This is a genomic window from Corynebacterium sp. SA-MJD20WY100 (genome assembly GCF_039822565.1).
Taxonomy (GTDB): Bacteria; Actinomycetota; Actinomycetes; order Mycobacteriales; family Mycobacteriaceae; genus Corynebacterium; species Corynebacterium phoceense_A.
The window spans coordinates 1-23,784 of sequence record NZ_JBCJKS010000005.1 but is presented as its reverse complement, the minus strand read 5'-3'; the positions used below and the strand labels follow the sequence as shown (position 1 = coordinate 23,784).

The following is a 23,784-nucleotide window of genomic DNA, read 5'->3' as shown; positions in this document are numbered from 1 at the left end:
GATCCTGGCGGCCACGCGCGCGTGGCCGCGCTACTTATCCGGTGAAAGGCAAAAACACCTCTCATGACCACCCCGAGCAACAACAACTTGGCAGACATCAAGGTCGTCGGCGTCGGCGGCGGCGGCGTCAACGCCGTCAATCGCATGATTGAAGAAGGCATCAAGGGCGTCGAGTTTGTCGCCATCAACACCGATGCCCAGGCGCTTATCCTGTGCGACGCGGATTCCAAACTCGACATCGGCCGCGACGCTACCCGTGGCCTCGGTGCCGGCGCTAACCCGGAGGTCGGCCGCCAGGCTGCCGAGGATTCCAAGAGCGAGCTCGAGGAGTACCTGCGCGGCGCAGACATGGTCTTCGTCACCGCCGGCGAGGGTGGCGGCACAGGCACGGGTGCTGCCCCGGTTGTTGCGTCCATCGCGAAGAAGCAGGGATCGCTTACCGTCGGCGTTGTCACCAAGCCGTTCAAGTTCGAGGGTCCGCGCCGCACCCGCCAGGCCGAGGAGGGCATCGCCACCCTCGCCGAGGTCTGCGACACGCTTATCGTTATTCCGAACGACCGCCTGCTCCAGCTCTCCGAGGAAGAGCTGCCCATCGTCGAGGCCTTCCGCCTCGCCGACGAGGTGCTCCACAACGGTGTTCAGGGCATTACGAATCTGATCACCACCCCGGGCATGATCAACGTCGACTTTGCCGACGTCCGCTCCGTCATGACCGACGCCGGTTCTGCTCTCATGGGCATCGGCAACGCCCGCGGCGAGAACCGATCCCTCGTCGCGACCGAGCAGGCCATCAACTCGCCGCTGCTCGAGTCGACCATGCACGGCGCCAAGGGCATCCTGCTCTCCATCGCCGGTGGCTCGGACCTCGGCCTCCACGAGATCAACCAGGCTGCCTCCCTCGTCACCGATTACGCCGACGAGGACGCGAACATCATCTTCGGTACCATCATCGACGACTCGCTCGGCGACGAAATCCGCGTGACCATCATCGCCACCGGCTTCGATGCAGAAAAGAACCGCCACGCAGATGCTCACGACGGCACCATCTCCCACAACGACCCGGCCCCGGCCCAGCAGGTTCCGGCTCAGTCCCAGTCCGCACCGGTCCAGGACCGCGCCTCTCTCTTCGAGGATCGCCCGGCCCCGGCCCGCGAGGAGCGCGAGGCCTACCAGCCGCGCCACGAGTTCCGCGTCGGCGAAGACCGTGCTCCCCGCGAACCGGAGCGCACCGAGCGTGTCGAGCGCCGCGACGACGGCGGCCTGTTTACCACCCGCCAGCGCGCCGAGGAGCGTCCGAACTACGGCCGCGACACCCGTGAGACCCGCGTCGACGACGATGACGACCTCGACGTCCCGGACTTCCTCCGCTAGGAGCCTCTGAGTCAGAAGCCCCACCGAGCCTCCCCACCGCCCCAGCACGGCCCGCGTTCAGCCGCGCGCCCCGGCCCGGGCGAGGGGATGGGGCGCGGTAGTCTGGAGTGCATGCCAGTCAACCCGTCTCAGCCGCAGGCTTCCTCTAACGAGGCCACCTCCGCGACCACGCCAGACGTGCGTCGCCGCCCCGTCCGCATGGTATTTACCTCCCGTGCCGGCGGGGTTTCCTTGTCCCCGTACGGTTCCTTCAATCTGGGCACCCACGTGGGCGATAATCCCGAGGACGTCGCCGCGAACCGCGCGCGGCTCACCCGAGTTCTGGATCTCCCAGACATCGTCTACATGGAGCAGCTCCACACCAATACCGTCACCGTCATCGACGGACCGCAGGACGGCCCCGTCGAGGCCACCGATGCACTCGTGACCACCACGCCGAACCTCGGACTCGCTGTCCTCGTCGCGGACTGCGTCCCCGTGCTGCTTTCGGACCACGCCGCCGGCGTCGTTGCCGCGGCCCACGCCGGCCGCATGGGCGCCCGCAACGGTATCGTCCGCAGAACCGTCTCGACAATGGTCGAGCTCGGCGCTACGCCCGCGAACATCCAGGTCCTCCTGGGCCCCGCCGCGTCGGGCCGGCACTACGAGGTTCCTGCCGAAATGGCCGCCGACGTCGAGGCTCACCTGCCCGGCTCCCGCACGAAGACCACGAAGGGCACGCCCGGCATCGACGTGCGCGCCGGCCTCGTGCGTCAACTCCTCTCGCTCGGCGTCACTCACATCGAGGCCGACCCGCGCTGCACCATCGAAGACGAGGCCTTCTTCTCCTATCGCCGCGAAGGCACCACCGGCCGCCAGGCCGGTGTCATCTGGCTCAACCAACCCAAGGAGTCTTAATCCATGACCGACCGCAAAGCCGAACTGTCCGCCAACCTCGACAAGGTCCGCGCCCAGATCGCCCAGCTTGCCGATGCCGCCTCCCGTCCCGCCCCGCAGCTCCTCCCCGTTACCAAGTTCCACCCAGCCGAGGATGTAGCACTCCTCGCTGAGCTGGGCATCACCGACGTCGCGGAAAACCGCGAGCAGGAAGCCCGCGCCAAGCACGAGGCGCTCGGCACCGTCCGCTTCCATATGATTGGCCAGATCCAGACGAAGAAGGCCAATCATGTCGCGCGCTGGGCGGCGAGCGTCCACTCGCTCGACTCTCTGAAGCTCGCGGCGGCCCTCGATCGCGGCATGGGCAACGCACTCGCGGCGGGGGAGCGCGCCGGATTGCCCGACACGCTGCCGGTTTTTATTCAGGTCTCCGCGGACGGCGATGAACGCCGCGGCGGGACGCAACTGAGTGACCCAGAGGGTATCGGCACGCTCGTGGCCGCGGTCGAAGAATCCGAGCATCTTGAACTTGCCGGTTTTATGGTCGTGCCCCCGCTCGATGCCGACGCCGGCGAGGTCTTCCGCGCCGTCCGCGCGCTCACGAATGAGTGGTCCGCGACGCTCGGCCGTGAGCTCAAACTTTCGGCGGGTATGAGTGCCGATCTGAAGGATGCAATTTCGGCGGGCACGGATATTGTGCGTGTCGGAACCGGGATTATGGGGCCGCGGCCGATAATTTGAGTAACAACGCAAATGCGCATTTCACAGCGTGGATCTGAAGTCTAAATCAACACTTTAGACCCGCGTGTCCATAGACCACTTCATTGAAGGTTAGAGGGAGACCAACAATGTCTTTTATTGATCGAACCAAGGAGTTCTTCGGCCTGGCCCCGATGGACATCGACTCCGACGACGCGTACTACGCCGACGAGCGTGAGCCTGCCCAGTCGGCGTACGCCACCAACGGCTCCGCGGCCTACGCCCCGCGCACGGCTCCGGCCGCGCACGAATACGAGCCGGCTTCGTCCGTCCCGACGCGTGCCCCGCACGCGTCCTACCAGCCGACCATCGTTCCGGTCTCCCTGGTGAGCTACCGCGAGGCCACCAAGGTCGGTGCCCCGTTCCGCGATGGCGACGCGGTTGTCTTCGAGGTCACCGACGCCAAGCCGGGGCACGACAAGCGACTCATCGACTTCGCCGCTGGCCTGGTCTACGCCTTCGAGGGCTCCCGCATGCTCAAGCTCACCTCGGGCATGGACACTGACCGCCTGGTCTTCGCCATCATCCCGCCGGAGGTCGACATCGACCGCTCCGAGCTCGAGCGCATCGCTGGCCTACGTTAAGCCTTTTCCTCGCCGCACCCGTAAGCGGGCGGCGTACGCCCTGCGCGAACTCACCCCGTGAGTTCGGCGGGGCTTTTCTCATGCTCGGTGTTCCTCGTCTAGGCTCGATGGGCGTGAGTGAAATCGGCATCATCCTGTACGCGCTAATCCGACTGTTTTCTTTCGCGCTCATTATCCGCATCATTGTGGAAATGGTCGCGTCGTTTTCTCGGAACTTCCGCCCGCCGCGGTGGTTTACCCTCGTGGCCGAACCCCTCTTCGCGGTCACTGACCCGCCTGTGAAGGGGCTGCGCAAGATTATCCCGCCGTTGCGCTTGGGAAACGTCTCGCTCGACGTGTCCATTATCGTGCTTTTCCTGCTGCTGGGCTTGCTGTCCACGGTGGTTGTCCGCACCTTGGTCTAGGCCTTTGCCCCCTCCTGCGGTGTCGTGTCGTGGGGGTGGATCGCATGGTCGCTATTAGTCTGAACGTGTAGTTAATGTTCACGAACGCGCCCATTTGGCTACAATGAGTGAGACAGTCCGCTTTGTGGACTTATGATTGTTTAAAATAATAGTTTGTAAGGAACCGCGTCGGTTCCTCGTCGCAGTCGTTTCAGGCGGCGCGCGGCGAGCTCGGGCGTAGGCCTGTCACATCTCCGCACTGCCTCGGAACCTCCGGGGCGCACCGACTTGAAGGGGAAGAGAAGTCAATGCCGCTGACACCCGCTGATGTACACAACGTCGCTTTCAGCAAGCCGCCGATTGGCAAGCGTGGCTACAACGAGGACGAGGTCGATCAGTTCCTCGACCTCGTAGAGGACACTCTTGCCCAGCTGCAGGACGAAAACGATGACCTCGCCGCACAGGTTGAGGATCTGAAGTCCGCGGGCTCTGCCGCAGGTGCGGCTGGTGCCAAGGGCGTCGACGAGGCCGCTCTGCGCAAGGAGATTGAGGCCAAGCTCAAGGCTGATTACGAGTCCAAGCTCAAGTCCGCGCAGGACGAGGCTTCTGCTGCCAAGTCCGAGGCCGCCAAGGCCAAGGAAGAGTCCACCAAGGCCGCTGCGGACCTCAAGGCTGCCCGCGCCGAGGCCGAGAAGGCCGCGCACGCTGGCGAGTCCAACAAGGCTGCTGGCGCCGCTGCTGCTTCCGCTGAGCTCAAGGCTGCCCAGGAGCAGGCTGCTAAGGCCAAGTCCGAGGCCGAGTCCCTGAAGAAGGAACTCGAGGCCGCCAAGCGCGACAACGAGCAGCTGAAGAAGTCCGCTGCGAATAGCACGCAGAAGTCCGGCGTTGCCGCCGCGGGTGCTGCCGGTGCCGCCGCAGGCGCTGGCCTGGCCACCGCTGACACGCACATGCAGGCCGCCAAGGTCCTGGGCCTGGCGCAGGAGATGGCAGACCGCCTCACCTCCGAGGCGAAGGCAGAGTCCGAGTCCATGCTTTCCGAGGCCCGCTCGGCCGCCGAGAAACAGCTCGCCGACGCGGACACCCGTTCCAAGTCCCAGCTGGCTGAGGCTCAGAAGAAGTACGACGCTCAGCTGCTCGACGCAGACACCCGCTCCAAGAAACTCGTGTCCGACGCCGAGGCCAAGGCTCAGCAGACCGAGGCCGACGCCAATTCCCGCGCTGAGGCTCGGATTCGCCAGGCCGAGGAGAAGGCTGCAGCCCTGCAGGCTGACGCTGAGAAGAAGCACACCGACATCATGAACACGGTGAAGCAGCAGCAGGCCGCCCTCGAAACGCGCATCGCCGAGCTGCGCACCTTCGAGCGCGAGTACCGCACTCGCCTGAAGACCCTGCTCGAGTCCCAGCTCGAGGAGCTCGAGGCCCGCGGCTCCGCTGCCCCGAACGGCGAGGCTGGCAACAACTAAGACTGACCCGCTTCCAACCCCCGTCCCTCAGCGCCCACGCGGTGCTGGCGGCGGGGGTTTCGCGTTGTGCGCGGTAGGCTAGAGGCCAATCTGTTCTTATTTTCCGGGAGTGTTCTTTCATGCTCATCGCCGCCCTTGTTTTGGCGCTCGTTGCCTTCGTGGCGCTCGTTTATTACATCTCGACCGGTACGCTGGCGGCGCTCGTCGGTCTCTTCGTTGCAGCAGGCCTGGGGCTCATCCTTTTTACGGCGGATTGGGTGAACAAACACCGCCAAGACCGCGTACGCATCGTGGACGACGCGGAGCCTACCGCGCGCGACGTCGCCGAAGGGGATAAGTAGGCGCCGTGACGGATTCCGGTGATTTCCTGGGCCTCGAAGAGTGGGATGTGCCCACACATTCCCTCCTCCTCATCGAGCCTGACCGCGACGCGGACGGCTTCATCCCCGCCGACTCGCTGCCCGTCTCTCAAGCGGCGCTCGAGCGTCTCGCCCGCCCCATCGGCTCGACGCACACGCTGGAAAGCCTGCTTCAGGCCACGGTCCACCGGTATCCACTCGCGCGTGTGGCCGGCGACCGCGTCCTCGTTATCGAGACCGACGGCACCCATATGGAGCGCCTTCTGCGCGACATGGAACCCGCCGTCGCGCGCTTCGGTTTGCAGATGGTCGTCCAGCCCGGCGCCGTGCCGCTTGCCTTCGGCGACGAGACCCGCGACTTCCGCACCCGCACCCTCGACTATGAGGTCCGCTTCGCCTCCCGCCGCGGCGTACCTCAGCTCCTGCGGCGTATGGCTCGTGCACAGGAGACGCTCGACGCACAGGCCGGCACCGGCGGCTCGGGCATGCTGGCGGAGTTCCTCCACATCGCATCCGCCGCAACACCCGGCGTGCAGTACATCCAAAGCCTCTACGACTCCGCCGCGGGTGGCTTCGAAGTCGAGGTGCGTGACGGCGGACCCGAGCGCCATTTCCGTGCAGTTGAACTCGATATCGCCGCGGCAGGGGAGTGCTTCCTTGCCTGGATGGACGGCCACAGGGACTTCTTCGGCGACTGGGAGCGCATGGAGTTCTAACTCCGCTTGACATTCAAGCTATAGTTATTAGATACATGCACTGATCCGGCCATCACCGGGGAGCATTTCGGAAGAACGGCCTTGGGCTCAGTAGAACCGAACGGGTGGGACCGACATCTCCTTCACGAATCAAGCGGGGCCGGGCAACCGGTCCAAGCAGGGTGGTACCGCGAGCCGCGAGGCGCGTCCCTGCAGCAGTCAACGACAGCGTGAAGGATGAATCAATGAGCGACAGCGTAGGCAACGTCTACCCCAAGGTCGATATGACCGGCGGTTCCAGCCGCTTCCCGGACATGGAAGAAATCGTCCAGAAGTACTGGGCCCAGGACGACACGTTTAAGGCAAGCCTTGAACAAACCGAAGGATGCCCCGAGTACGTTTTCTACGACGGCCCGCCGTTTGCCAACGGTCTGCCGCACTACGGCCACCTGCTCACCGGCTACGTCAAGGACATCGTTCCGCGCTACCGCACGATGGCCGGCTTCCACGTCCCGCGCGTCTTCGGTTGGGACACTCACGGCCTGCCGGCCGAGCTCGAGGCCGAGAAGCAGCTGGGCATCACGGACAAGGGCCAGATCGAAGAGATGGGCCTGGAGAAGTTCAACGAGTACTGCGCCAAGTCCGTCCTCGAGTACACGGACGAGTGGGAAGCCTACGTCAACCGCCAGGCTCGCTGGGTCGATTTTGAAAACGGCTACAAGACCATGGACATCGACTACATGGAGTCGGTCATGTGGGCGTTCAAGGAGCTCTACGACAAGGGCCTTATCTACCAGGGCTTCCGCGTCCTGCCGTATTCCTGGGCCGAGCACACCTCGCTGTCTAACCAAGAGACCCGTCTCGACGACTCCTACAAGATGCGCCAGGATCCGACGCTCACCGTGACCTTCCCGGTCACCGGCGCGCGCGAGGGCACCGCGGCCGAGCAGACCCTCGCCGCGCATCCCGAGCTTTCCGATGCCGCCTTCCTCGCCTGGACGACCACCCCCTGGACCCTGCCGTCCAACTCGGCTCTCGCTGTGAACCCGGAGGTCACCTACGCACTCATCAAGGCCACGGACGGCGACTTTGCTGGCCAGACCTTCATCATGGCGCAGGCGCTCACCGGCACCCTGGCTAAGGAGCTGGGCGAGGTTGAGGAGCTGGCGACGTTCAGCGGCGCCGAACTCGCGGGCTTTACGTATCAGCCGATCTTTGACTTCTTCAAGGACCTGCGCAACGGCTTCCAGGTAATCCTGGCGGACTACGTCACCACCGAGGACGGCACCGGCGTCGTCCACCAAGCCCCGGCTTTCGGTGAAGACGATATGAATACGTGCAACAAGTACGACATCGAGCTCGTCATCCCCGTCGACGAGGACGGCGAGTTCACCTCGCAGGTCCCGCCGTACGAGGGCCAGCTCGTCTTCGACGCGAACAAGAGCATCATCAAGGACTTGAAGGCCGCAGGCCGCGTCGTGCGCCACGTGACCATCGAGCACTCCTACCCGCACTCCTGGCGCTCGGGCGAGCCGCTCATCTACAAGGCTCTCCCGGCCTGGTTCGTCAAGGTCACCGAGTTCCGCGACCGCATGGTCGAGCTCAACCACAACGAGATCGAGTGGCTGCCGCAGCACATCCGTGATGGCCAGTTCGGCAAGTGGCTCGAGGGCGCCCGCGACTGGAACATCTCGCGTACCCGTTACTGGGGCGCGCCGATCCCGGCCTGGGTCTCTGACAACCCGGAGTACCCGCGCGTGGACGTCTACGGCTCCCTCGACGAGCTCGAGGCCGACTTCGGCGTGCGCCCGACCAGCCTGCACCGCCCGTACATCGACGAGCTCACCCGCCCGAACCCGGACGACCCGACCGGCAAGTCCATGATGGTCCGCGTCCCGGACGTCCTCGACTGCTGGTTCGAGTCCGGCTCCATGCCGTTCGCGCAGAAGCATTACCCGTTCGAGAACAAGGATTGGTTCGAGACCCACTCGCCGTCCGACTTCATCGTCGAGTACTCCGGCCAGACCCGCGGCTGGTTCTACGTCATGCACGTCCTCTCCGTCGCGCTCTTCGACCGCCCGGCGTACAAGAAGGTCGTCGCCCACGGCATTGTGCTAGGTAACGACGGGTTGAAGATGTCCAAGTCCAAGGGCAACTACCCGAACGTCAACGAGGTCTTCGACCGCGACGGTTCTGATGCCATGCGCTGGTTCCTCATGTCCAGCCCCATCCTGCGCGGCGGCAACCTCATCGTCACCGAGCAAGGCATCCGCGAGGGCGTGCGCCAGGCCATCCTGCCAATCTGGAACGCGTACACCTTCCTCCAGCTCTACGCCGGCCAGGAAGCGAAGTTCGACACCTCGTCGACCAACGTCCTGGACCGCTACATCCTGGCGAAGACCCACGACCTGGTCGCGGGCGTGGCCGATGCCCTCGATAACACGGATATCGCGGCGGCCACCGAGCACGTGCGCCTGTTCGCCGATGCCCTCACCAATTGGTATGTGCGCCGCTCCCGCGACCGCTTCTGGGCCGGCGAGGACGCACACCCCGAGGCCTTCAACACCCTCTACACGGTGCTCGAGACCGTCACCCGCGTCGTCGCCCCGCTGCTGCCGCACGTCGCCGAGGTCATCTACCGCGGCCTCACCGGCGAGCGCTCTGTCCACCTCGCGGACTTCCCGAAGGCCGCGGACTACCCGGCGGATGCCGATCTCGTGGCCTCCATGGACGCGACACGCGCGGTGGCATCGGCAGCAAGCTCGGTGCGCAAGTCCAACAAGCTGCGCAACCGCCTGCCGCTGCCGGGCCTGACTGTCGCGATGAGCAACTCCGCTCAGCTGGCCGACTTCAAGGACATCATCCGCGACGAGGTCAACGTCAAGGAAGTCACGCTCACTGACGACGTCGACTCCGTCGGTACCTTCCAGGTTGTCTGCAACGCCAAGGTCGCCGGCCCGCGCCTGGGCCGCGACGTCCAGCGCGCCATCAAGAACCTAAAGGCCGGCAACTACGAGCGCCAGGGCGAGAATGTTCTCGTCGACGGCGATATCGAGCTGACGCCGGACGAGTACACGGAGCGCCTGCAGGCGGCCAACCCGGAGTCGACGGCGCGCATCGATGGGCTCGACGGCCTCGTCGTCCTCGACACGAACGTCACCGAGGAGCTCGAGGCCGAGGGCTGGGCCGCCGACGTCATCCGCGGCCTCCAGGATGCCCGCAAGGCCTCCGGCTTCGAGGTCTCGGACCGCATCACCGCCGTCCTGTCCGTGCCCGCGGACAAGGAGGAGTGGGCAAACCGCCACAAGGATCACATCGCAGACGAGGTCCTCGCGACCGACTTCACGGTGACCACCGAGCCGCTCACCGGCGACGTCCATGAGGTCGTCAAGGGCGCGACCGCCACCGTGGCAAAGAACGCCTAAAACCCCGCTGTAGGGCCCGAGGTTCTCCTCGGGCCCTTTCGCGCACTCTGGGCTGCATGCCACGCATTGACCACGCAGCGATGTACGTCCGCGACCTCGAGGCCGCCCGCGCGTTCTTCATCGAGTATTTCGACGCGACCTCGAATGAGCAGTACCACAACCCGCGCACGGGTCTGCGCACGTACTTCCTGTCTTTCGAGGACTCCACGCGCCTAGAAATCATGTCCCGCCCCGGTCACGAGTCGGCCTCGCTTTCCGATGCCGCCGGATGGAACCACGTTGCCTTCTCCCTCGGATCCCAGGACGCCGTCGATGCCATGGCCAAGCGCTTGCGCGAGGGCGGGTTCGAGATCCTCTCCGGCCCGCGCACCACGGGCGACGGCTACTACGAGTGCGCGTTCCTCGACGCCGAGGGCAACCAGATCGAGGTCACGGCCTAGACCTCCGTCACGCGCCTCGTCTGCTCGTCGAAGAGCAGCGCGTGGCCCATGCCCACCCAGCCGATGAACGCGGCGTCGCTCTCGGTGATGCGTCGGTGCACGTGGCCCATCACCCACGCGTCGTAGCTCACGCTCTCGAGCTCCGCGACCGAGGCCGGCAGGCACTCTGAGCGGCTGTACTCGCCGTGGACAGAGGAATGGATGAATCCGAGGTTCGCCCCGCTAGCAACCGGCGCTGGGTAGTCCTGCCACACGACGCGCGGATCGGGGTCGCTGACCACGGAGCACGCGTGGACCGCTGTGCCATCAGGTAAGCCGAACGTCGCGGGCTCCGCTGGCAAGCCGCTCACGGATCAGATTGGCGGCACGCAGCGTCTCGACTCTGCTCTTACCCGCGCCGGCATCGAGCACTCCACGAACTATCTCGACCGTGACCTCCATGGCTGGTCCATGTTCTCGGGCCAGCTCGCTCCCGCGTGGGCGGCTATCCGCCCCGCTCTGTACTAATCACCCCGCCGCTTGCCAGCTTTGGGTTTTATCATTTCAGCCCCTCCGCGGCCGCCCGAAACGATAAAAACCCAAACCCAGCCACCGGTCAAGAGTCTTAGCTTTGGTTTTATAGCGCCTCGGCACCGCCACCACGGCCCCAAACGCCATAAACCCAGAGCTAAGCCCGACCGAACCGCGCCAGCTTTGGTTTTGTGGTGCTTCACCACCCCAATGAGGCGTCAAGGCGCCATAAACCCAAAGCTGGACAGAAAAAGCCCGCCACGAGGCGGGGGCTTTGCAACCGAGGTCGCCTTCGGCGACAAGGAGGCAGTCATCGAAGCGGGCGAGTGCGGGCTTGAGAACGACGTCGGATTCGTCCGTGGGCGCGCCGCCAGCAAGGAGGGGGCCGGTGAAGATGACGCTGGTGGCTCCTTCGGACACGCCGAACTCGAATGCCGCGAGCTCCCAGGCAAGGCCAAGGGAGTGCTCGGGACCGAGTTGAAGGTTGGACATGATGAGGATGGCCATTGAATCTCCCAACGTTGGTGGAATCCCTTTCATCTCACATCGGAGATATTTATAGTGTCCGACTCCAGTTCATATGAAAATTCCCCTAGCTGCAAGAAAAGGAAATCCCCAGCGCGGTGGACGCTGGGGAGGGAGCGGCGAGCTGGACTAGCGGCGGGTACCCGGCAGGTGCGCACGCCAGGCGAAGAGCACATTGACGAAGCACGCGATGGCGAGGACCGAACCGATGATAAACAGCGTGGTGAAACCAAGGTACGGCGCCAGGGCGCTAAACAGCATAGGGATGAAGAAGCCGAGGTAGCTCACGGAGTAGTACACGGCGGTAAGCCCTGCGAGCTCGGTGTCGCCGGCGATGCGCTGGACCTCGGAGAGGCCTGCGACGAGGGCTAGGCCGTAGCCGGCGCCCATCGTCGCGGCGGCGGCGATGCCGGCGGGCAGCGAGAGCGTGTGCGCGGCGTAGGCACCGAGGATGGCGCCGACGGCGATAACAGCCATGGCGATGGCGGAGGCACGTGCAGACTTGTGCGTGTCGATGAGCTTGCCCAGCATCTGGACCGCGACGCCGCAGCCCAGGGTGATGACGGTCATCAGGCCTGAGAAGGCGATGGGCGCCTCGCCGGCGGACTTGGACAGCAGCTGGGGCAGCAGTGCGTAGGCGGCGCCGGCACAGCCGAAGACCCACGGGGCGACGGGGACGACGACGCGCAGGAACCGGCGGTGTGCGGCGGACGGGATGCGCAGCATGTCGAGCATCTCGCGCACGGTGAGATCGAGGATGGTGGTCTTTACGTCGCCGTGGCGCGGGCAGCGCGTCTCCGGAGTCTTGGTGAGCCAGATGGCGGTGACGAGTGTGAGCGCGATGTGGAGGACGTAGGCAGTGTGCGTGGGCCACGGGCCCCACTGCGCGAGAACGGAGGCCAGGCCCGCGCCCACGAGGAAGCCAGCGGTCAAGCAGAGCGACGCCTTGCGGGCGCCGGCGGACGGGTCGCCGCCCGCGCGCTGGATAAGTTCGGTCACCCACGTCGAGCCGACGGCCATGACCAGGCCCAGCGCCATGCCGCAGAGGATGCGCCCGGCGGCGATGATGAGCGGTTCGTGCGGGCCAATGGACAGCAGGAAGGAACCCAGGAGTGACAGGGGAGCGGCCGGCAGCAACATGGGGCGGCGGCCGATGAGGTCGGACAGCGGGCCGCCGATGAGCAGCGCCGGGATAATGCCCAATACGTAAGCGCCCAGCAGGCCGTTGACGGTGACCTGCGAGAAGTGAGAGGTCTCGCGGTACATGACGAGCAACGGGGTGAACTCGTTGCCGCCCCAGGCCACAGCGACCATGGAGCCGGCAACGGGCCACCATGCATGGGGGCCAAAATGTAGAGGAGAGGGGGCCTCGGCGGCAGGCGCCGAGGCCTGAGAAAATGGTTCTGACTCCACTTCGGACGTGGTTGACACGGGTGTGCTCATAATTGGTTCCTCGAATTCGACAGATGAGCGTGTATTTCGGTGCGATAGGTGGGAAGGTCTCCGGCGACCAACGCGGCGGTGAGCCGCTGGTGGCCCTCGACGAAGGAACGTGCCGTCTCGACGTTGCGGCCAATCGCCGCCGCCGTGAAGCGCTGCTGGCGCTCGCGTAGGCTGTGGCCGAGCTGCGCCAGGATGGAGTTTCCGCCGTGGTCCATGATGGTTTGGTGGAAGACGGCATCGAGACGCGTGTAGTCGCGCAGATCGCCGCGGTCAAGCGCGGCGGCTTGCTCCGCGATGACGGCGGTGAGTTGCTCGCCCAACGCCGCGCGGGCGGCATCGGCAAGCTGGCAGATATGCTCTGCGCAATGGGTGTCGATGAGTTCGCGGGCATCGAAGACTTCCCGGATATCGTCCGGATGGATGGGTACGACCAGCGCGCCACGCTTGGGGTAGAGCTGCAGGAAGCCCTCGACCTCCAAGCGCAGGAACGCCTCGCGCACGGGGGTGCGCGACAGCCCGATGGCGGCGGCGACATCGCCCTCGGAAAGCAGCGTGTTCTGGGTGTAGTCGCCGCTGATGATGCGGTTCTTTACAAACTCATAGGCGCGCTCGGCAGCGGGTGGTGAACTGGTCATGGATACATCTTGTATCCATGTTGCATCCATTGCAAGTAGACACCCCACTGAGTGAGCGATAGATGCAATTCAGTGTGCCATGATGTACGAGACACAAGCAGGAAAGGAGTGACCGTGGCAGCATCCATTCCCGTGAGCCGCTGGCGCGCGCCGGGTGTCATGGTCGTCTCCGGGCTGTCGCTGTATGCGGGCGCGGCCGTCGCGGTGGGGCTCTTTGCGCAGTTCCCGCCCGTCGTCGTCGCGTGGTTTCGCATTGCTGCGGCCGGGTTTATTTTGGCGGTACTCGCGCGCCCGCGCGTGCGCGACTTCCTGGGGTGGCCCGGCTTCCATGCCGCGGTCTATGGCGTGGTGACGATGGGAATGAACATGGTCTTCTACCAGGCCATCCACTCCGTTCCGCTGGGCACGGCGGTGGCCATCGAGTTCCTCGGTCCCGTCGCCGTGGCCGCGTGGGGCTCGCGGAATTGCCGCGATTGGCTGGCGTTGGGCCTCGCGGTGGCCGGAGTGCTCATCATTTCCGGCGCGACGTGGACGACGGCCGGCGCGGGCCTGCTCTGGGCGCTTGCGGCGGGCGCGCTCTGGGCGCTCTATATCCTCGCCGGCTCGCGCGTTGCCGCCGCTGCTGCCGATGGCCGCGGCACTCGCACCACCATGGCCGTCGGGTTCTGCTGGGCCGGGCTCGCAGGGGTGCCGCTCGTGGCAGTCTTGTGGCCCTCATCCTTGTCGCTGGGCGGCGGGGCCGTGGTCGGGTTGGCGCTGGCGCTCGGCCTGCTCTCGGCAGCCATTCCGTATTCGCTCGACCAAGTGGTGCTCCGCATGGCGGGCTCGGCGTACTTCGCGCTGCTCCAGGCCATTCTGCCGCTCGTGGCCGCCGTGGTGGGTGCAGTGGCGCTGCGGCAGTGGCTCACGCTGCCGGAGATCGCGGGCATCGGGCTTGTTGTTGCGGCGGTGACGTTGCGACGCTCATAGCGTTCGCCCTTCTGTTCGGCTCGGTTGAACTCCCACGATAGACTGAGTTGCATGCAGCGCTGGGTCCTACACATTGACATGGACGCGTTCTTCGCGTCGTGTGAGCAGCTGACCCGGCCTACCCTGCGCGGCCGGCCCGTCCTCGTGGGCGGGCTGTCGGGCCGCGGCGTCGTGGCGGGCGCGTCCTATGAAGCTCGTGAGTTCGGCGCGCATTCCGCCATGCCTATGTACCGCGCGCAGCAGCTCGTGGGGCTGCGCGGCGTGGTCGTGCGCCCGCGCTTTCCGGTGTATTCGGCGGCCTCGCGCCGCGTCTTTCAGTCCGTCGCCCGCCGCGTCGAGGTCTTTGAGCAGCTCTCCATCGACGAGGCCTTCCTCGAGCCGCCCGAGCTCGTGGGCGCGACGCCCGAGGAGGTCCGCGAGTGGTGCGAGGACCTGCGCCGCACGATTCGGGAAGAGACGGGCCTGCCCGCGTCCATCGGCGCAGGTTCTGGCAAGCAGTTCGCGAAAATCGGTTCCGGCGAGGCCAAACCCGACGGCGTGTACATCATTCCGGTCGAGCGCCAGCTGGACATGCTCCACCCGCTGCCCGTGACGAAGCTTTGGGGCATCGGCCCAGTGACGGGCGCGAAGCTCAACGCGATCGGCATCGTGACCATCGGAGACCTAGCGGCGATGTCGGAGAAGGAGGTCGACATCTCTATCGGCTCGACGGTGGGGCGCTCGTTGTGGCTCATGGCGCAGGGCATTGATAACCGCGTCGTCGCCCCGCGCGCCATCTCCAAGCAGATATCCACGGAGCACACGTATCCCAAAGACCTCCTCACTAAAGAGACTGTCGATGCCGCCATCGTCCGCGCCGCCGAGGGCGCCCACCGTCGCCTCCTCAAGGACGGCCGCGGCGCCCGCACCGTGACGCTTAAATTGCGCATGGCTGACTTCCACATCGAATCCCGCTCTGCCACGCTTTCGTACGCAACGGACGATCTGGACACGCTTAAGGCCACCGCATTTCGCGTTGCGCGCTACCCGGACGAGCTGGGCCCCATTCGCCTTGTGGGCGTGAGCTACTCGGGGCTTGAGGAAGCCCGCCAGGACGTGCTCTTCCCGGAACTCGACCGGCTCGCGGTGACGCGCGACGACACGGACTACGAGCCCGGCGTCTCGGACGGCCGCGTGCCCGAGCGCGTCGAGGTCGTCACCGAAGACGTCCCCGAGGACACGTGGGTGGCGACGCAGGATATCGTGCACGACGAGTACGGCCACGGCTGGGTCCAAGGCACCGGCCACGGCGTGGTGAGTGTGCGCTTCGAAACCCGTGCCACGGGCCCCGGCAAGACTCGTTCCTTCGCCGTCAACGACCCGGCGCTGCATCCCGGCGATCCGCTGGACAGCCTCGACTGGGCTGACTGGCTCGCCGCCGACGACGAGCTCGCCGATGCCCCCGCTCGCGAGTCTTAGCCGAAAAGCTCGCGCACGTCCGTGCCCGTCGCCAGCGCAGCAGCGAGCACGATGCGCGCTTGGCCCGCGTGAAGCACGCCCGCGCCCACCGCGCCCTTCGCCGCGAGCGTCGCGCCGCCGCCTTCGCCGCCGTAGATGAGCGACACCGGGCCGTGAGGCACGCGGGTGGTGACAACGACCTGGACGCCGGCGGAGAGGGCACGGGCAAGCGCCGCGCCCATGCCCGGGCTCACATTGCCGGAGCCCATGCCCTCGACCACGAGGCCGCGGTAGCCGGCGGCCACGGCGGCATCGACAAGCTCGCCCGGCGCGCCGGGATAGGCGGCGAGCACTGTGACCTTCTGGTCTGCGAGCGGGTGGCGGGGCAGCGGGAGGACGGAGGGGAAGTCGGCCTCCGCCGCGCCGAACGCCCGCAGGGACTGCGTGTGCTCCTTGCGCGCGCCCCATGCCGGGGTGGTCATTCCTCCGAATTGGATGAGTACACCGGAGCCCTCCGCATGCAGTGCGTCGTTGAGGTTGCGGGGGCCGTCGGGCTCGGCGGCATCGAAAGGCCGCTGCGCACCGGTGAGCACGACGGGGGTAAGGCTGTCATAGAAGAGGGAGAGCGCCATGGCGGTGTCCTCGAGCGAGTCTGTGCCATGCGTGACGATGATGCGCTCCACGGTCGGGTCCGCGGCCGTCTCCATGATCATGGCGATGAGCCCGTCCAGGTCCGCGAGCGTCACGGCGGAGGAATCGAGTTGGATGTAGTCGACGGCACGCACGGGCTCGTCAAGCAAAGCCGCCAGGTCCGCGGCGGTTTTCGTGGGCACAAGCGCGCCCGAGGCGTCGGTGGTGCAGGCGATGGTTCCGCCGGTGGAGATGAGCACAGTTGTCATAGCCCCACAGCTTAGACGAGCCGTAACGCCCCGTGCCGGAAACCTGTGAATCCGGGCACGCAGCCGGGTCGAATGCCAGACGCGGCGCAGCGCGCGGGTAGGCTTGGGCGTTATTGCCATAGAGATCCAAGGAGAAATCGTGAAGTACACCAAGCTGGCCGCCGCCGCGCTGGCACTGTCCGCCGCCACGACCCTGGTGGCCTGCTCGTCCGACGAGAACTCCAGCGACACGGCCGAGACTTCGGCCGCGTCCTCGGCCGCTGCGTCGGATACTGCGACCGCCCCGGCTGAGCTGCCCACCGCGGCTGACCTCAACGCAATCCTCGCCAAGGCCACGGATCCCAACGTTCCGCTCGAGGAGAAGACCCAGACCGTCCAGGGCGGCGAGTCCGCGCCGGAGCTCTTCGACACGATGGCCGCGTCCAAGGCCGAGTCCGGCGCGACGTTCACCGTCGTCGACCCGGTCGTGCCGGGCTACACCCCGGACAGCCTGCTTACCACCGTGGAGTTCACGACCCCGGATAACCCGAACACGCAGACCGCGGACCAGGTCGAGTTCGTCTACGAGGACGGCGTGTGGAAGCTCTCCCAGTCCTGGACGTGCACCCTGATTACCAGCACCGTCGCTCCGGAGCAGGTTCCGGCGATGTGTAACGCCCAGACCGGCGCCACCGCTGCCGATACCGCCGGTGACCCGGCCGTTTCCGGTGCCGCCGCCGCCGAGGCTGCCGACCCCGCAGCCCCCGCCGCCGAGGCTCCGGCTGGCGAAGCCCCAGCCGAGGAAGCTCCGGTCGACGCCCCAGCCGCTGAGTAACACCTCAAGACCTACGCCCCGCTGTTGCGCGGGGCGTTTCGTCGTTTGAGCGCCGGTGGCCTCGCCGAGCGCGCATCGTCGCTGGGGAGTGACCTGGTCATCGCTGCCTGCGAGCGTGAGTACCGGCACTGTGAGCTCGGCGGGTCGTGCGCGGAAGTCCCAGGCGCCGAGGGCATCGGACGCGATGGCGCCGAGAAGAACAGGAGCGTTAGTCTGCGGCGATGGGCGAGAACTTGAGGCCGGTCTTCGTGGTCTGGACAACGGCGGGCTGTTCGCCGCCGTCCTGGCCGTAGACGACGCGGGTCATCACGTCGACGTCGCCGTCCACGGGCAGCGGCTGCGACAAATCGACGGTGAGCTTGCCGGAGGCCTGCGAGTCGGAGGATCGGACGTCGAGAGTGCCGGCAGAAGCGGTGGAGGGGGCATCGGAAGGCTGAGTGGCGGCGTCGAGCGACAGGGCGCCGAGGCTCGGGCGTTGGTCGACGTCGACGGAAAGCTGCGCGCCGGTGTCCGTGAGTGCGTCGACGGTGTAGGTGACGGTCTGGAGCAGGGGCGAGCCGCCAGCGACGCGGGACTCGACGGTCCATGTCGCGCCGGCGCCGACTTCTTCGTCGGGGAAGACGACAGGCAGCGAGACGAGCGTGGAAATGGCGGTCTCCGCGAGTGCGCGGGCCTCGTCCGTGCCCTCCTGGGGCGCGGCGAGACGCAGCGAGGACATCTGGCCGGAGTCGACGGCGCGCCAGCCGAACTGGAAGCCCTCGGCGGACGCGATCTGCACGTTGCCGGAGTATTCCGGCACGCCGACGGTGAAGAAGACGTTGCGGGTGGCTTCGGCTTGGCCGTCGGTGGCCTCGGAGGCTTCCTCGACGGAGCCTTTCAGCGGGAGAGTGGTGGTCTTCTCGTCGAGGCTGGAGGTCTCGAAGTCCGCTGCGCGGTCAGCTTTGACGACGTCCTGGGCGAACCCAGAGGTGACGTCGACGGTGACGGCCTGCTCTTTGCCGATGTCCGTGTAGGCGAGGACGCGCTTATCGCCGGTGCCGGCGTCCTTGACGGTCACGCGTGGGGCGTCGACATCGGAGCCGACGGCCTGTTCGACCGCGGGGCCGGGGGCTTCGTAATTACAGCCCGCGAGGGCGCCGGTGAGGAGAACTGATAAAACTGCAACACGTTTCACCCATTCCAAATTACAGGACGGGGGACCCTACAATAGACCGGGTGAGTCAAAAAGCGAAGAGATACGTGGGGATGATGGCGGCGATCATCGTGGGCGTCGCTGTCGTCGACCAAGCCGTCAAGCAACTCATGCTGTCCATCCTCACCGAGGGCGAGCCCCTGCCCGTCCTCGGTGACTGGTTCCGTTTCTATCTGCTTTTCAACCCAGGCGCGGCGTTTTCTCTGGGCGGGGCCAGCTCGACCTGGTTGTTTACGACCATCCAACTCGCGTTCGTGGTGGGCGTGGCGATTGCCGCGCCGCGGATTGCGGACCGTGGACAGGCCGTGGGCCTGGCGATGATCGCCGGCGGCGCGCTGGGCAACCTCGTCGACCGCCTCGTGCGTGAGCCGGGGTTCTGGTTCGGCCACGTGGTGGACTTCATCTCGGTGGGCAACTTCGCGGTCTTTAACATTGCGGACGCGTCGATCACGTGCGGCGTGGTCGTGTTCATCATCTTCTTGCTGCTGGAGGGTCGGAATGCGCGAGTCTCGTAGGCTGCCCGTGCCCGAGGGGCTGGAGGGCATGCGTGCCGATGCCGCCCTTGCCAAGTTATTGGGCGTCTCCCGCGCCAAGGCCGCTAAGGCCTGCGACGTCGGCGACGTGGAGATCGACGGCGTCACGGTGGGCAAGTCCGAGCGCCTCACCGCCGGCGGGTGGATCGACGTGGTGATGCCGGCGCCGGAGGAGCCGCTCGTGCCGAAGGAAGAGCTCGTGGAGGGCATGGACGTCCTCTACGCGGATGACGACGTCATCTGCGTCCACAAGCCCGTGGGCGTCGCGGCGCACCCGACGCTGGGCTGGGAGGGCCCGACGGTCATCGGCGGGCTCCGCGCGGCTGGCTACACGCTTTCGGACGGCGGGCCGACGGAGCGCAAGGGCATCGTGCACCGCCTCGACGTGGGCACCTCGGGCGTCATGGTTGTCGCGGCCAGCATGCGGGCGTATTCGCAGCTCAAGCAGGCGTTTAAGGAACGCACCGTGAAGAAGACCTATCACGCCGTGGTGCAGGGCCTGCCGGACCCGATTGAGGGCACGATTGACGCGCCGATTGGCCGCCATCCATCCTCGGGCTGGAAATTCGCGGTCGTCGACGGCGGCAAGCACGCGGTGACTCACTACACGCTGCTCGAAGCCTTCCGCGAGGCAAGCCTGCTCGAGGTGCACCTGGAGACCGGCCGCACGCACCAGATTCGCGTCCACATGTCCGCCACGGGGCACCCGTGCGTGGGTGACCCGATGTACGGCTGCGACCCGAACCTCGCCAAGCGGTTGGGACTTCACCGCCAGTGGTTGCACGCGGTCAAGCTTGGCTTCACGCACCCGGGCACGGGCAAGTACTTCGAGGTGGAGGCGCCCTACCCGGCCGACCTCGAGCACGCGCTTGAGGTACTGCGCGGATGAACCAGGCCCTCGTCTATCGGCGCCGCCGCCTCGCCGCAGGGGCGGCCGCGGCGCTGCTCGTCGTCCTGGGCTTCGGAGTGTTCGGCTCCCACGGCGAGGCGCCGGTGCAGGGAGACCAGTTGGGGCCCGACGTCGAGGAGTCCCGCGAGGCGTATATCGCGCGGGTCGCGGACTCGCCCGCTGACGTGGATGAGGATCGCTACGCGCTCGTGTCCTTTACCGCACCGCTCACTGCGCAGCAGACCTCCGACGTGCTGGCGGACGTCCCGCGAGTGAGCGCCATGATCGTCGGCGCGGCAAGTCCGGTCCCGCTCGCGGAGCCAGTCGCGGGGGCGACGCGCGCGGATGTCTTTGAGCTCGAGTTCGGGCGCATCGATACCGCGATCGCGGGCATCGGGGAGCTGAAGAACCCGCGGACTATTTCCGCGGTGGTCGTTTACGCAGACGGGGATGTGCTGCGCAGCCTCGCTGCTCGCGACGAGGTCGTGGCCGTCGACGCCGCGCCTGCCGATGCCGCCTGGGGCAGCTTCGGCATCCGCCCGTTAGGTTCGGCTGGCTAAGGCGCGCCCCGTGGGGGTGTCGCGCTGAGCGAGCTTGGCCGGGGTGGCGTCGGCGATAATCCGGCCGCCGTCGGCACCCGCGCCGGGGCCCATCTCGAGGACGCGGTCGGCCGAAGCAATGACGGAGAGGTTGTGCTCGACGACGAGGACGGTCTGGCCGGCATCGGCGAGCTTGTGGAGCTCCGTGTTGAGCAACGCGATATCGGCGGGGTGGAGGCCCGTGGTGGGCTCGTCCAGGATGTAGACAGTGTGGCCGCGACGGGAGTTGCGGGAGCGCTGGAGCTCGGTGGCAAGCTTGATGCGCTGGGCCTCGCCGCCGGAGAGCTCCGGGGCGCCCTGGCCGAGGCGCAGGTAGCCGAGGCCGACGGACTGGAGGGTCGCGAGTGCGCGGGCGATGGGCGGCTCCTCGGCGAAGACCGCGGCGGCGTCGTCGACGGTGAGCGCGAGGACGTCGGCGACGGTGTAGCCGTTCCAGGTTATCTCGAGGGTTTCCGGGTTATAGCGGGCGCCGTGGCAGTCGGGGCACGTCGTGTACGAGCCCGGCAGGAACGCGAGCTCGACCTCGATTTGGCCTGCGCCGCCGCACGTGGGGCATTGGCCCTGCTTGACGTTGTAGGAAAAGCGGGAGACGGTCCACTTCTTCTCCTTGGCGGCGGGGGTGGCGGCGAAGAGCTTGCGGACGGCATCGAAAAGCCCGGTATACGTGGCCAGCGTGGAGCGCGGCGTGCGGCCGATGGGCTTTTGGGTAATCTGCACGACGCGCGAGACGTGCTCGAGGCCCTCGTGCGTACGCACGGACCAGCCGGTTTCCTCCTCGTTATCGCTCACGGCGGTGGCGGTGCTGCGCAAGAGACCAGCGAGCACGGTGGAGATGAGCGTCGACTTGCCCGAGCCCGACACACCGGCAACGGCGGTGAACTGGCCGAGTCCAAAGTCAACGTCAAGTTCCTTGACGCTGCGGCAGTTGACGCCGTGGAGGGAGAGCTCGCCGTGGGCCTCGCGGGGCGCGGCGTTGAGCTGGAGCTGGCGGGAGCGCAAGGCGCGGGAGGTGGGGGTATCGGCAGCATAGGCGTCGATGGGACCGGAGTAGAGGACCTCCCCGCCGGCCTCGCCTGCGCGCGGGCCGACGTCGACGAGCCAATCGGCCTGCGCGACCAAGTCCATGTCGTGCTCGACGAGGAGGACGGAGTTGCCGGCGGCGAGGAAGCGGCGGCAGATATCCATGACGGCGGTGCGCTCCTCGGGGTGGAGACCGGCCGAAGGCTCGTCGAGGACATAGGCGACGCCGAAGAGCCCGGAGCGAAGCTGGGCGGCCAGGCGCAGGCGCTGGAGCTCGCCGGGCGAGAGCGTCGCCGAGGGGCGATCGAGGCTTAAGTGGCCAAGCCCCAGCTCGACTGCGGACTCGAGCGCGGGGATGACCTGCTTGAGCAGCAGCTCGGCGGCCGTGTTGTCGCGCGGCTGCGCCTGGAGCAGGGTGAGGACGTCGGCGAGGGGAAGCGCGCCGAGCTCGTCGATGCGCAGGCCCGCATACGTGACCTTGAGGGCCTTGGGGTTGAGGCGGCGGCCGCCGCAGGTGGGGCAAGTGTGGGACTCCATGAAGCGCAGGGTGCGGTCGCGCAGCGTGTCCGACTGTGTCTCGCGGAAGGTCTTGGTGAGGTAGCTCGCGACGGAGCGCCACGTGCCCTCGTAGTTGCGCTGAATTTGGTCGGCGCCGCGGTGCGGATGGACGGTGACGACGGGGCGCTCCTCGGTAAAGAGGATCCAGTCGCGGTCTTTCTGAGACAGGTCCTGCCAGGGCGAGTCGAGGTCGTAGCCGAGTTCCTCCAGAATGTCGTGGAAGTTCTTCCCGGCCCAGGCTTGCGGCCACGCCTTGATGGCGCCCTCGTTGATGGAAAGCGTCGGGTCCGGGACCATGGATTCTTCTGTGGGCACGTGCTGAATGCCGGTGCCTTGGCAGTCCGGGCACATGCCTTCAGGCGTGTTGGGGGAGAAGGAGTCCGAGTAGAGGCCCTCTGGGTTGTCGCCCACGCGTGAGTACAGCAAGCGGATGGTATTCGACATCGCGGAGACCGTGCCCACGGTGGAGCGTGCGCCGCCGCCCGAGGTGGACTGCTGGAGGGCGACCGTGGGCGGGAGCCCCTCGATGCCGCCGACCTGCGGGTCGACCGCCGAGGAGATGAGTCGGCGGGCAAACGGCGCCACGGACTCAAAATAGCGGCGCTGGCCCTCGCCGTGGATGGTGCCGAAGGCCAGAGACGACTTGCCCGAGCCCGAGACACCCGTGACCGCGACGAGTTGGCCGCGTGGGAGGTCGACGTCGACGTTGCGGAGGTTGTGCAGGTGGGCGTCGCGAACGCGGATCATGCCAGTGTCTGTTGTAAATTCCATGGCGTCCACGGTACGCGGGGTGTGATAGGCTGAGGTGCTATGAACAACTGGCTTTCGAACGTGCGAGGGTTCGGCGCGTGGATGCCGAACTACAAGTTTGGGTTCCTCTGCGCCGTGGCGGCGCTCGTGCTGGGGCTCGGCGTGCTCGCCTTCGGCGGCGAGGCCCTCGACCGCGTGATGGGGGCCGTGGTCGGGCTTGCCGGTGCTGGTCTCCTGACAGTCATGCCGGGCTGGGCACTTGACGCCGCGGAAGAAAAGGAGGCGCGCCGCCGGGCCAAAGAGGCGCGGCGGCGTTAGGGCATGCCGAAGTGCCCGCCGGGGCGGGTTGCTTCGAGGTGTGTCTTAACAGATAACGGGGTCGCCGTAGGCTGGCTGGTACCAGATGCGGCCTTGGTCGTCTTTCCAGTAGCTATCGCCGTCGGCCTTTTTGCCGTTGTGATACCTGCACAATGGCATGAGGTTATCGAGGACGGAGAGCCCGCCTTTGTTGACGGCTATAATGTGGTCGTTGTCGCAGCGGTCCCGCGGCACGTGACAGTTCGGGTTCAAACACTCGACGTAGACTGCGGTATTCATGTCGATGGCCTTCTTCGTGAACTCTCGGCCGTAGTAGTTGTCGATCGGTTCGCCGCGCC

26 protein-coding genes are annotated in these 23,784 nt (G+C 66.5%); 18 read left to right on the top strand and 8 right to left on the bottom strand.

What is annotated here, in order from left to right:
- The first annotated feature begins 63 nt into the window (after positions 1–63).
- The 10 genes from ftsZ (at position 64) to ABJ196_RS03940 (ending at position 10,355) form a co-directional block, all read left to right on the top strand.
- Positions 64–1,371 (top strand): cell division protein FtsZ, encoded by a 1,308-nt coding sequence (gene ftsZ / locus ABJ196_RS03985; RefSeq protein ID WP_347305332.1) that lies wholly within the window; start codon positions 64–66, stop codon positions 1,369–1,371.
- A 198-nt stretch (positions 1,372–1,569) separates the two neighbouring features.
- Complete coding sequence (gene pgeF, locus ABJ196_RS03980; RefSeq protein ID WP_347305423.1) at positions 1,570–2,268, top strand: peptidoglycan editing factor PgeF; 699 nt, start codon at positions 1,570–1,572, stop codon at positions 2,266–2,268.
- Between the two features lie 3 nt (positions 2,269–2,271).
- The gene (locus tag ABJ196_RS03975; protein WP_347305331.1) at positions 2,272–2,988 is read left to right on the top strand and encodes a YggS family pyridoxal phosphate-dependent enzyme; all 717 of its coding nucleotides are present in this window, start codon (positions 2,272–2,274) and stop codon (positions 2,986–2,988) included.
- Between the two features lie 107 nt (positions 2,989–3,095).
- Positions 3,096–3,590 carry a cell division protein SepF gene (sepF, locus tag ABJ196_RS03970; RefSeq protein ID WP_347305330.1) on the top strand — a complete coding sequence of 165 codons (495 nt, stop codon included), beginning with the start codon at positions 3,096–3,098 and terminating at the stop codon, positions 3,588–3,590.
- A 113-nt stretch (positions 3,591–3,703) separates the two neighbouring features.
- The gene (locus ABJ196_RS03965) at positions 3,704–3,994 is read left to right on the top strand and encodes a YggT family protein (RefSeq protein WP_181734557.1); all 291 of its coding nucleotides are present in this window, start codon (positions 3,704–3,706) and stop codon (positions 3,992–3,994) included.
- A 287-nt stretch (positions 3,995–4,281) separates the two neighbouring features.
- The gene (locus tag ABJ196_RS03960) at positions 4,282–5,436 is read left to right on the top strand and encodes a DivIVA domain-containing protein (RefSeq protein ID WP_347305329.1); all 1,155 of its coding nucleotides are present in this window, start codon (positions 4,282–4,284) and stop codon (positions 5,434–5,436) included.
- Between the two features lie 119 nt (positions 5,437–5,555).
- On the top strand, positions 5,556–5,777 hold the full coding sequence (locus ABJ196_RS03955) for a zinc-binding dehydrogenase (RefSeq protein ID WP_347305328.1): 222 nt from the start codon (positions 5,556–5,558) through the stop codon (positions 5,775–5,777).
- Positions 5,778–5,782: 5 nt separating this feature from the next.
- Positions 5,783–6,511: a hypothetical protein gene (locus tag ABJ196_RS03950; RefSeq protein ID WP_347305327.1), complete on the top strand. Its 729-nt coding sequence runs from the start codon at positions 5,783–5,785 to the stop codon at positions 6,509–6,511.
- 224 nt (positions 6,512–6,735) lie between these two features.
- On the top strand, positions 6,736–9,915 hold the full coding sequence (ileS, locus tag ABJ196_RS03945; RefSeq protein WP_347305326.1) for an isoleucine--tRNA ligase: 3,180 nt from the start codon (positions 6,736–6,738) through the stop codon (positions 9,913–9,915).
- Positions 9,916–9,971: 56 nt separating this feature from the next.
- The gene (locus ABJ196_RS03940) at positions 9,972–10,355 is read left to right on the top strand and encodes a VOC family protein (RefSeq protein ID WP_257068299.1); all 384 of its coding nucleotides are present in this window, start codon (positions 9,972–9,974) and stop codon (positions 10,353–10,355) included.
- Here ABJ196_RS03940 and ABJ196_RS03935 read toward each other — a convergent pair.
- Positions 10,352–10,636 carry a hypothetical protein gene (locus tag ABJ196_RS03935; protein WP_347305325.1) on the bottom strand — a complete coding sequence of 95 codons (285 nt, stop codon included), beginning with the start codon at positions 10,634–10,636 and terminating at the stop codon, positions 10,352–10,354. The two genes, ABJ196_RS03940 and ABJ196_RS03935, sit on opposite strands and share 4 nt — an antisense overlap.
- 19 nt (positions 10,637–10,655) lie before the next feature.
- On the opposite strand from ABJ196_RS03935, the gene ABJ196_RS03930 reads away from it, so the two are divergent.
- On the top strand, positions 10,656–10,862 hold the full coding sequence (locus tag ABJ196_RS03930; protein WP_347305324.1) for a hypothetical protein: 207 nt from the start codon (positions 10,656–10,658) through the stop codon (positions 10,860–10,862).
- Between the two features lie 36 nt (positions 10,863–10,898).
- Here the strand turns inward: ABJ196_RS03930 and ABJ196_RS03925 are convergent, their stop codons facing one another.
- The 3 genes from ABJ196_RS03925 to ABJ196_RS03915 form a co-directional block, all read right to left on the bottom strand.
- Positions 10,899–11,372: a hypothetical protein gene (locus ABJ196_RS03925; protein ID WP_347305323.1), complete on the bottom strand. Its 474-nt coding sequence runs from the start codon at positions 11,370–11,372 to the stop codon at positions 10,899–10,901.
- A gap of 147 nt (positions 11,373–11,519) precedes the next feature.
- Positions 11,520–12,833 carry an MFS transporter gene (locus ABJ196_RS03920; RefSeq protein WP_068801911.1) on the bottom strand — a complete coding sequence of 438 codons (1,314 nt, stop codon included), beginning with the start codon at positions 12,831–12,833 and terminating at the stop codon, positions 11,520–11,522.
- Positions 12,830–13,468 carry a GntR family transcriptional regulator gene (locus ABJ196_RS03915; protein ID WP_347305322.1) on the bottom strand — a complete coding sequence of 213 codons (639 nt, stop codon included), beginning with the start codon at positions 13,466–13,468 and terminating at the stop codon, positions 12,830–12,832. The genes ABJ196_RS03920 and ABJ196_RS03915 overlap by 4 nt, the downstream gene beginning before the upstream one ends.
- 159 nt (positions 13,469–13,627) lie before the next feature.
- Between ABJ196_RS03915 and ABJ196_RS03910 the strand changes: the two genes are divergently transcribed.
- Together ABJ196_RS03910 and ABJ196_RS03905 are read left to right on the top strand one after the other, a co-directional pair.
- Positions 13,628–14,437: an EamA family transporter gene (locus tag ABJ196_RS03910; RefSeq protein ID WP_066492199.1), complete on the top strand. Its 810-nt coding sequence runs from the start codon at positions 13,628–13,630 to the stop codon at positions 14,435–14,437.
- Between the two features lie 51 nt (positions 14,438–14,488).
- The gene (locus ABJ196_RS03905; protein WP_066492143.1) at positions 14,489–15,895 is read left to right on the top strand and encodes a DNA polymerase IV; all 1,407 of its coding nucleotides are present in this window, start codon (positions 14,489–14,491) and stop codon (positions 15,893–15,895) included.
- Here the strand turns inward: ABJ196_RS03905 and ABJ196_RS03900 are convergent.
- Positions 15,892–16,773 carry an asparaginase gene (locus ABJ196_RS03900; protein ID WP_347305321.1) on the bottom strand — a complete coding sequence of 294 codons (882 nt, stop codon included), beginning with the start codon at positions 16,771–16,773 and terminating at the stop codon, positions 15,892–15,894. The genes ABJ196_RS03905 and ABJ196_RS03900 overlap by 4 nt on opposite strands.
- 139 nt (positions 16,774–16,912) lie before the next feature.
- On the opposite strand from ABJ196_RS03900, the gene ABJ196_RS03895 reads away from it, so the two are divergent.
- Positions 16,913–17,587 carry a hypothetical protein gene (locus ABJ196_RS03895; protein ID WP_347305320.1) on the top strand — a complete coding sequence of 225 codons (675 nt, stop codon included), beginning with the start codon at positions 16,913–16,915 and terminating at the stop codon, positions 17,585–17,587.
- 208 nt (positions 17,588–17,795) lie between these two features.
- Here ABJ196_RS03895 and ABJ196_RS03890 read toward each other — a convergent pair whose 3' ends face one another.
- Positions 17,796–18,761: a hypothetical protein gene (locus ABJ196_RS03890; RefSeq protein ID WP_347305319.1), complete on the bottom strand. Its 966-nt coding sequence runs from the start codon at positions 18,759–18,761 to the stop codon at positions 17,796–17,798.
- A gap of 32 nt (positions 18,762–18,793) precedes the next feature.
- On the opposite strand from ABJ196_RS03890, the gene lspA reads away from it, so the two are divergent.
- From lspA to ABJ196_RS03875, 3 genes are read left to right on the top strand one after another with little or no spacing between them, the layout of a single operon-like run.
- Positions 18,794–19,294, top strand: a complete 501-nt coding sequence (gene lspA / locus ABJ196_RS03885) for a signal peptidase II (RefSeq protein ID WP_347305422.1) — start codon at positions 18,794–18,796, stop codon at positions 19,292–19,294.
- Positions 19,278–20,201, top strand: coding sequence for an RluA family pseudouridine synthase (locus ABJ196_RS03880; RefSeq protein ID WP_347305318.1), 924 nt, complete (start codon positions 19,278–19,280; stop codon positions 20,199–20,201). Before lspA ends, ABJ196_RS03880 begins: the two co-directional genes overlap by 17 nt.
- Positions 20,198–20,761, top strand: a complete 564-nt coding sequence (locus tag ABJ196_RS03875) for a hypothetical protein (protein ID WP_347305317.1) — start codon at positions 20,198–20,200, stop codon at positions 20,759–20,761. The genes ABJ196_RS03880 and ABJ196_RS03875 overlap by 4 nt, the downstream gene beginning before the upstream one ends.
- On the opposite strand, the gene ABJ196_RS03870 is transcribed toward ABJ196_RS03875, so the two are convergent.
- Complete coding sequence (locus ABJ196_RS03870; RefSeq protein WP_347305316.1) at positions 20,744–23,149, bottom strand: excinuclease ABC subunit UvrA; 2,406 nt, start codon at positions 23,147–23,149, stop codon at positions 20,744–20,746. The two genes, ABJ196_RS03875 and ABJ196_RS03870, sit on opposite strands and share 18 nt — an antisense overlap.
- A 39-nt stretch (positions 23,150–23,188) precedes the next feature.
- Here ABJ196_RS03870 and ABJ196_RS03865 point away from each other — a divergent pair, with 39 nt between their 5' ends.
- Entirely contained in the window at positions 23,189–23,446 is a 258-nt protein-coding gene (locus ABJ196_RS03865) for a permease (RefSeq protein ID WP_347305315.1), read from the top strand.
- Positions 23,447–23,491: 45 nt separating this feature from the next.
- Here the strand turns inward: ABJ196_RS03865 and ABJ196_RS03860 are convergent.
- On the bottom strand, positions 23,492–23,784 hold a 293-nt coding region (locus ABJ196_RS03860), incomplete at its 5' end, for an HNH endonuclease signature motif containing protein (RefSeq protein WP_347305314.1).

Excerpts from the sequence above, each read along its gene's own strand:
- ABJ196_RS03955 (WP_347305328.1), top strand. The coding sequence starts at position 5,556 with ATGCTCATCGCCGCCCTTGTTTTGGCGCTCGTTGCCTTCGTGGCGCTC.
- ABJ196_RS03900 (WP_347305321.1), bottom strand. The coding sequence starts at position 16,773 with ATGACAACTGTGCTCATCTCCACCGGCGGAACCATCGCCTGCACCACC.
- ABJ196_RS03960 (WP_347305329.1), top strand. The coding sequence starts at position 4,282 with ATGCCGCTGACACCCGCTGATGTACACAACGTCGCTTTCAGCAAGCCG.
- ftsZ (WP_347305332.1), top strand. The coding sequence starts at position 64 with ATGACCACCCCGAGCAACAACAACTTGGCAGACATCAAGGTCGTCGGC.
- ABJ196_RS03975 (WP_347305331.1), top strand. The coding sequence starts at position 2,272 with ATGACCGACCGCAAAGCCGAACTGTCCGCCAACCTCGACAAGGTCCGC.
- ileS (WP_347305326.1), top strand. The coding sequence starts at position 6,736 with ATGAGCGACAGCGTAGGCAACGTCTACCCCAAGGTCGATATGACCGGC.
- ABJ196_RS03910 (WP_066492199.1), top strand. The coding sequence starts at position 13,628 with ATGGTCGTCTCCGGGCTGTCGCTGTATGCGGGCGCGGCCGTCGCGGTG.
- ABJ196_RS03915 (WP_347305322.1), bottom strand. The coding sequence starts at position 13,468 with ATGACCAGTTCACCACCCGCTGCCGAGCGCGCCTATGAGTTTGTAAAG.
- ABJ196_RS03905 (WP_066492143.1), top strand. The coding sequence starts at position 14,489 with ATGCAGCGCTGGGTCCTACACATTGACATGGACGCGTTCTTCGCGTCG.
- pgeF (WP_347305423.1), top strand. The coding sequence starts at position 1,570 with ATGGTATTTACCTCCCGTGCCGGCGGGGTTTCCTTGTCCCCGTACGGT.
- ABJ196_RS03920 (WP_068801911.1), bottom strand. The coding sequence starts at position 12,833 with ATGAGCACACCCGTGTCAACCACGTCCGAAGTGGAGTCAGAACCATTT.
- ABJ196_RS03870 (WP_347305316.1), bottom strand. The coding sequence starts at position 23,149 with ATGGAATTTACAACAGACACTGGCATGATCCGCGTTCGCGACGCCCAC.
- ABJ196_RS03880 (WP_347305318.1), top strand. The coding sequence starts at position 19,278 with ATGCGCGAGTCTCGTAGGCTGCCCGTGCCCGAGGGGCTGGAGGGCATG.
- sepF (WP_347305330.1), top strand. The coding sequence starts at position 3,096 with ATGTCTTTTATTGATCGAACCAAGGAGTTCTTCGGCCTGGCCCCGATG.
- ABJ196_RS03865 (WP_347305315.1), top strand. The coding sequence starts at position 23,189 with ATGAACAACTGGCTTTCGAACGTGCGAGGGTTCGGCGCGTGGATGCCG.
- ABJ196_RS03940 (WP_257068299.1), top strand. The coding sequence starts at position 9,972 with ATGCCACGCATTGACCACGCAGCGATGTACGTCCGCGACCTCGAGGCC.
- ABJ196_RS03925 (WP_347305323.1), bottom strand. The coding sequence starts at position 11,372 with ATGGCCATCCTCATCATGTCCAACCTTCAACTCGGTCCCGAGCACTCC.
- ABJ196_RS03875 (WP_347305317.1), top strand. The coding sequence starts at position 20,198 with ATGAACCAGGCCCTCGTCTATCGGCGCCGCCGCCTCGCCGCAGGGGCG.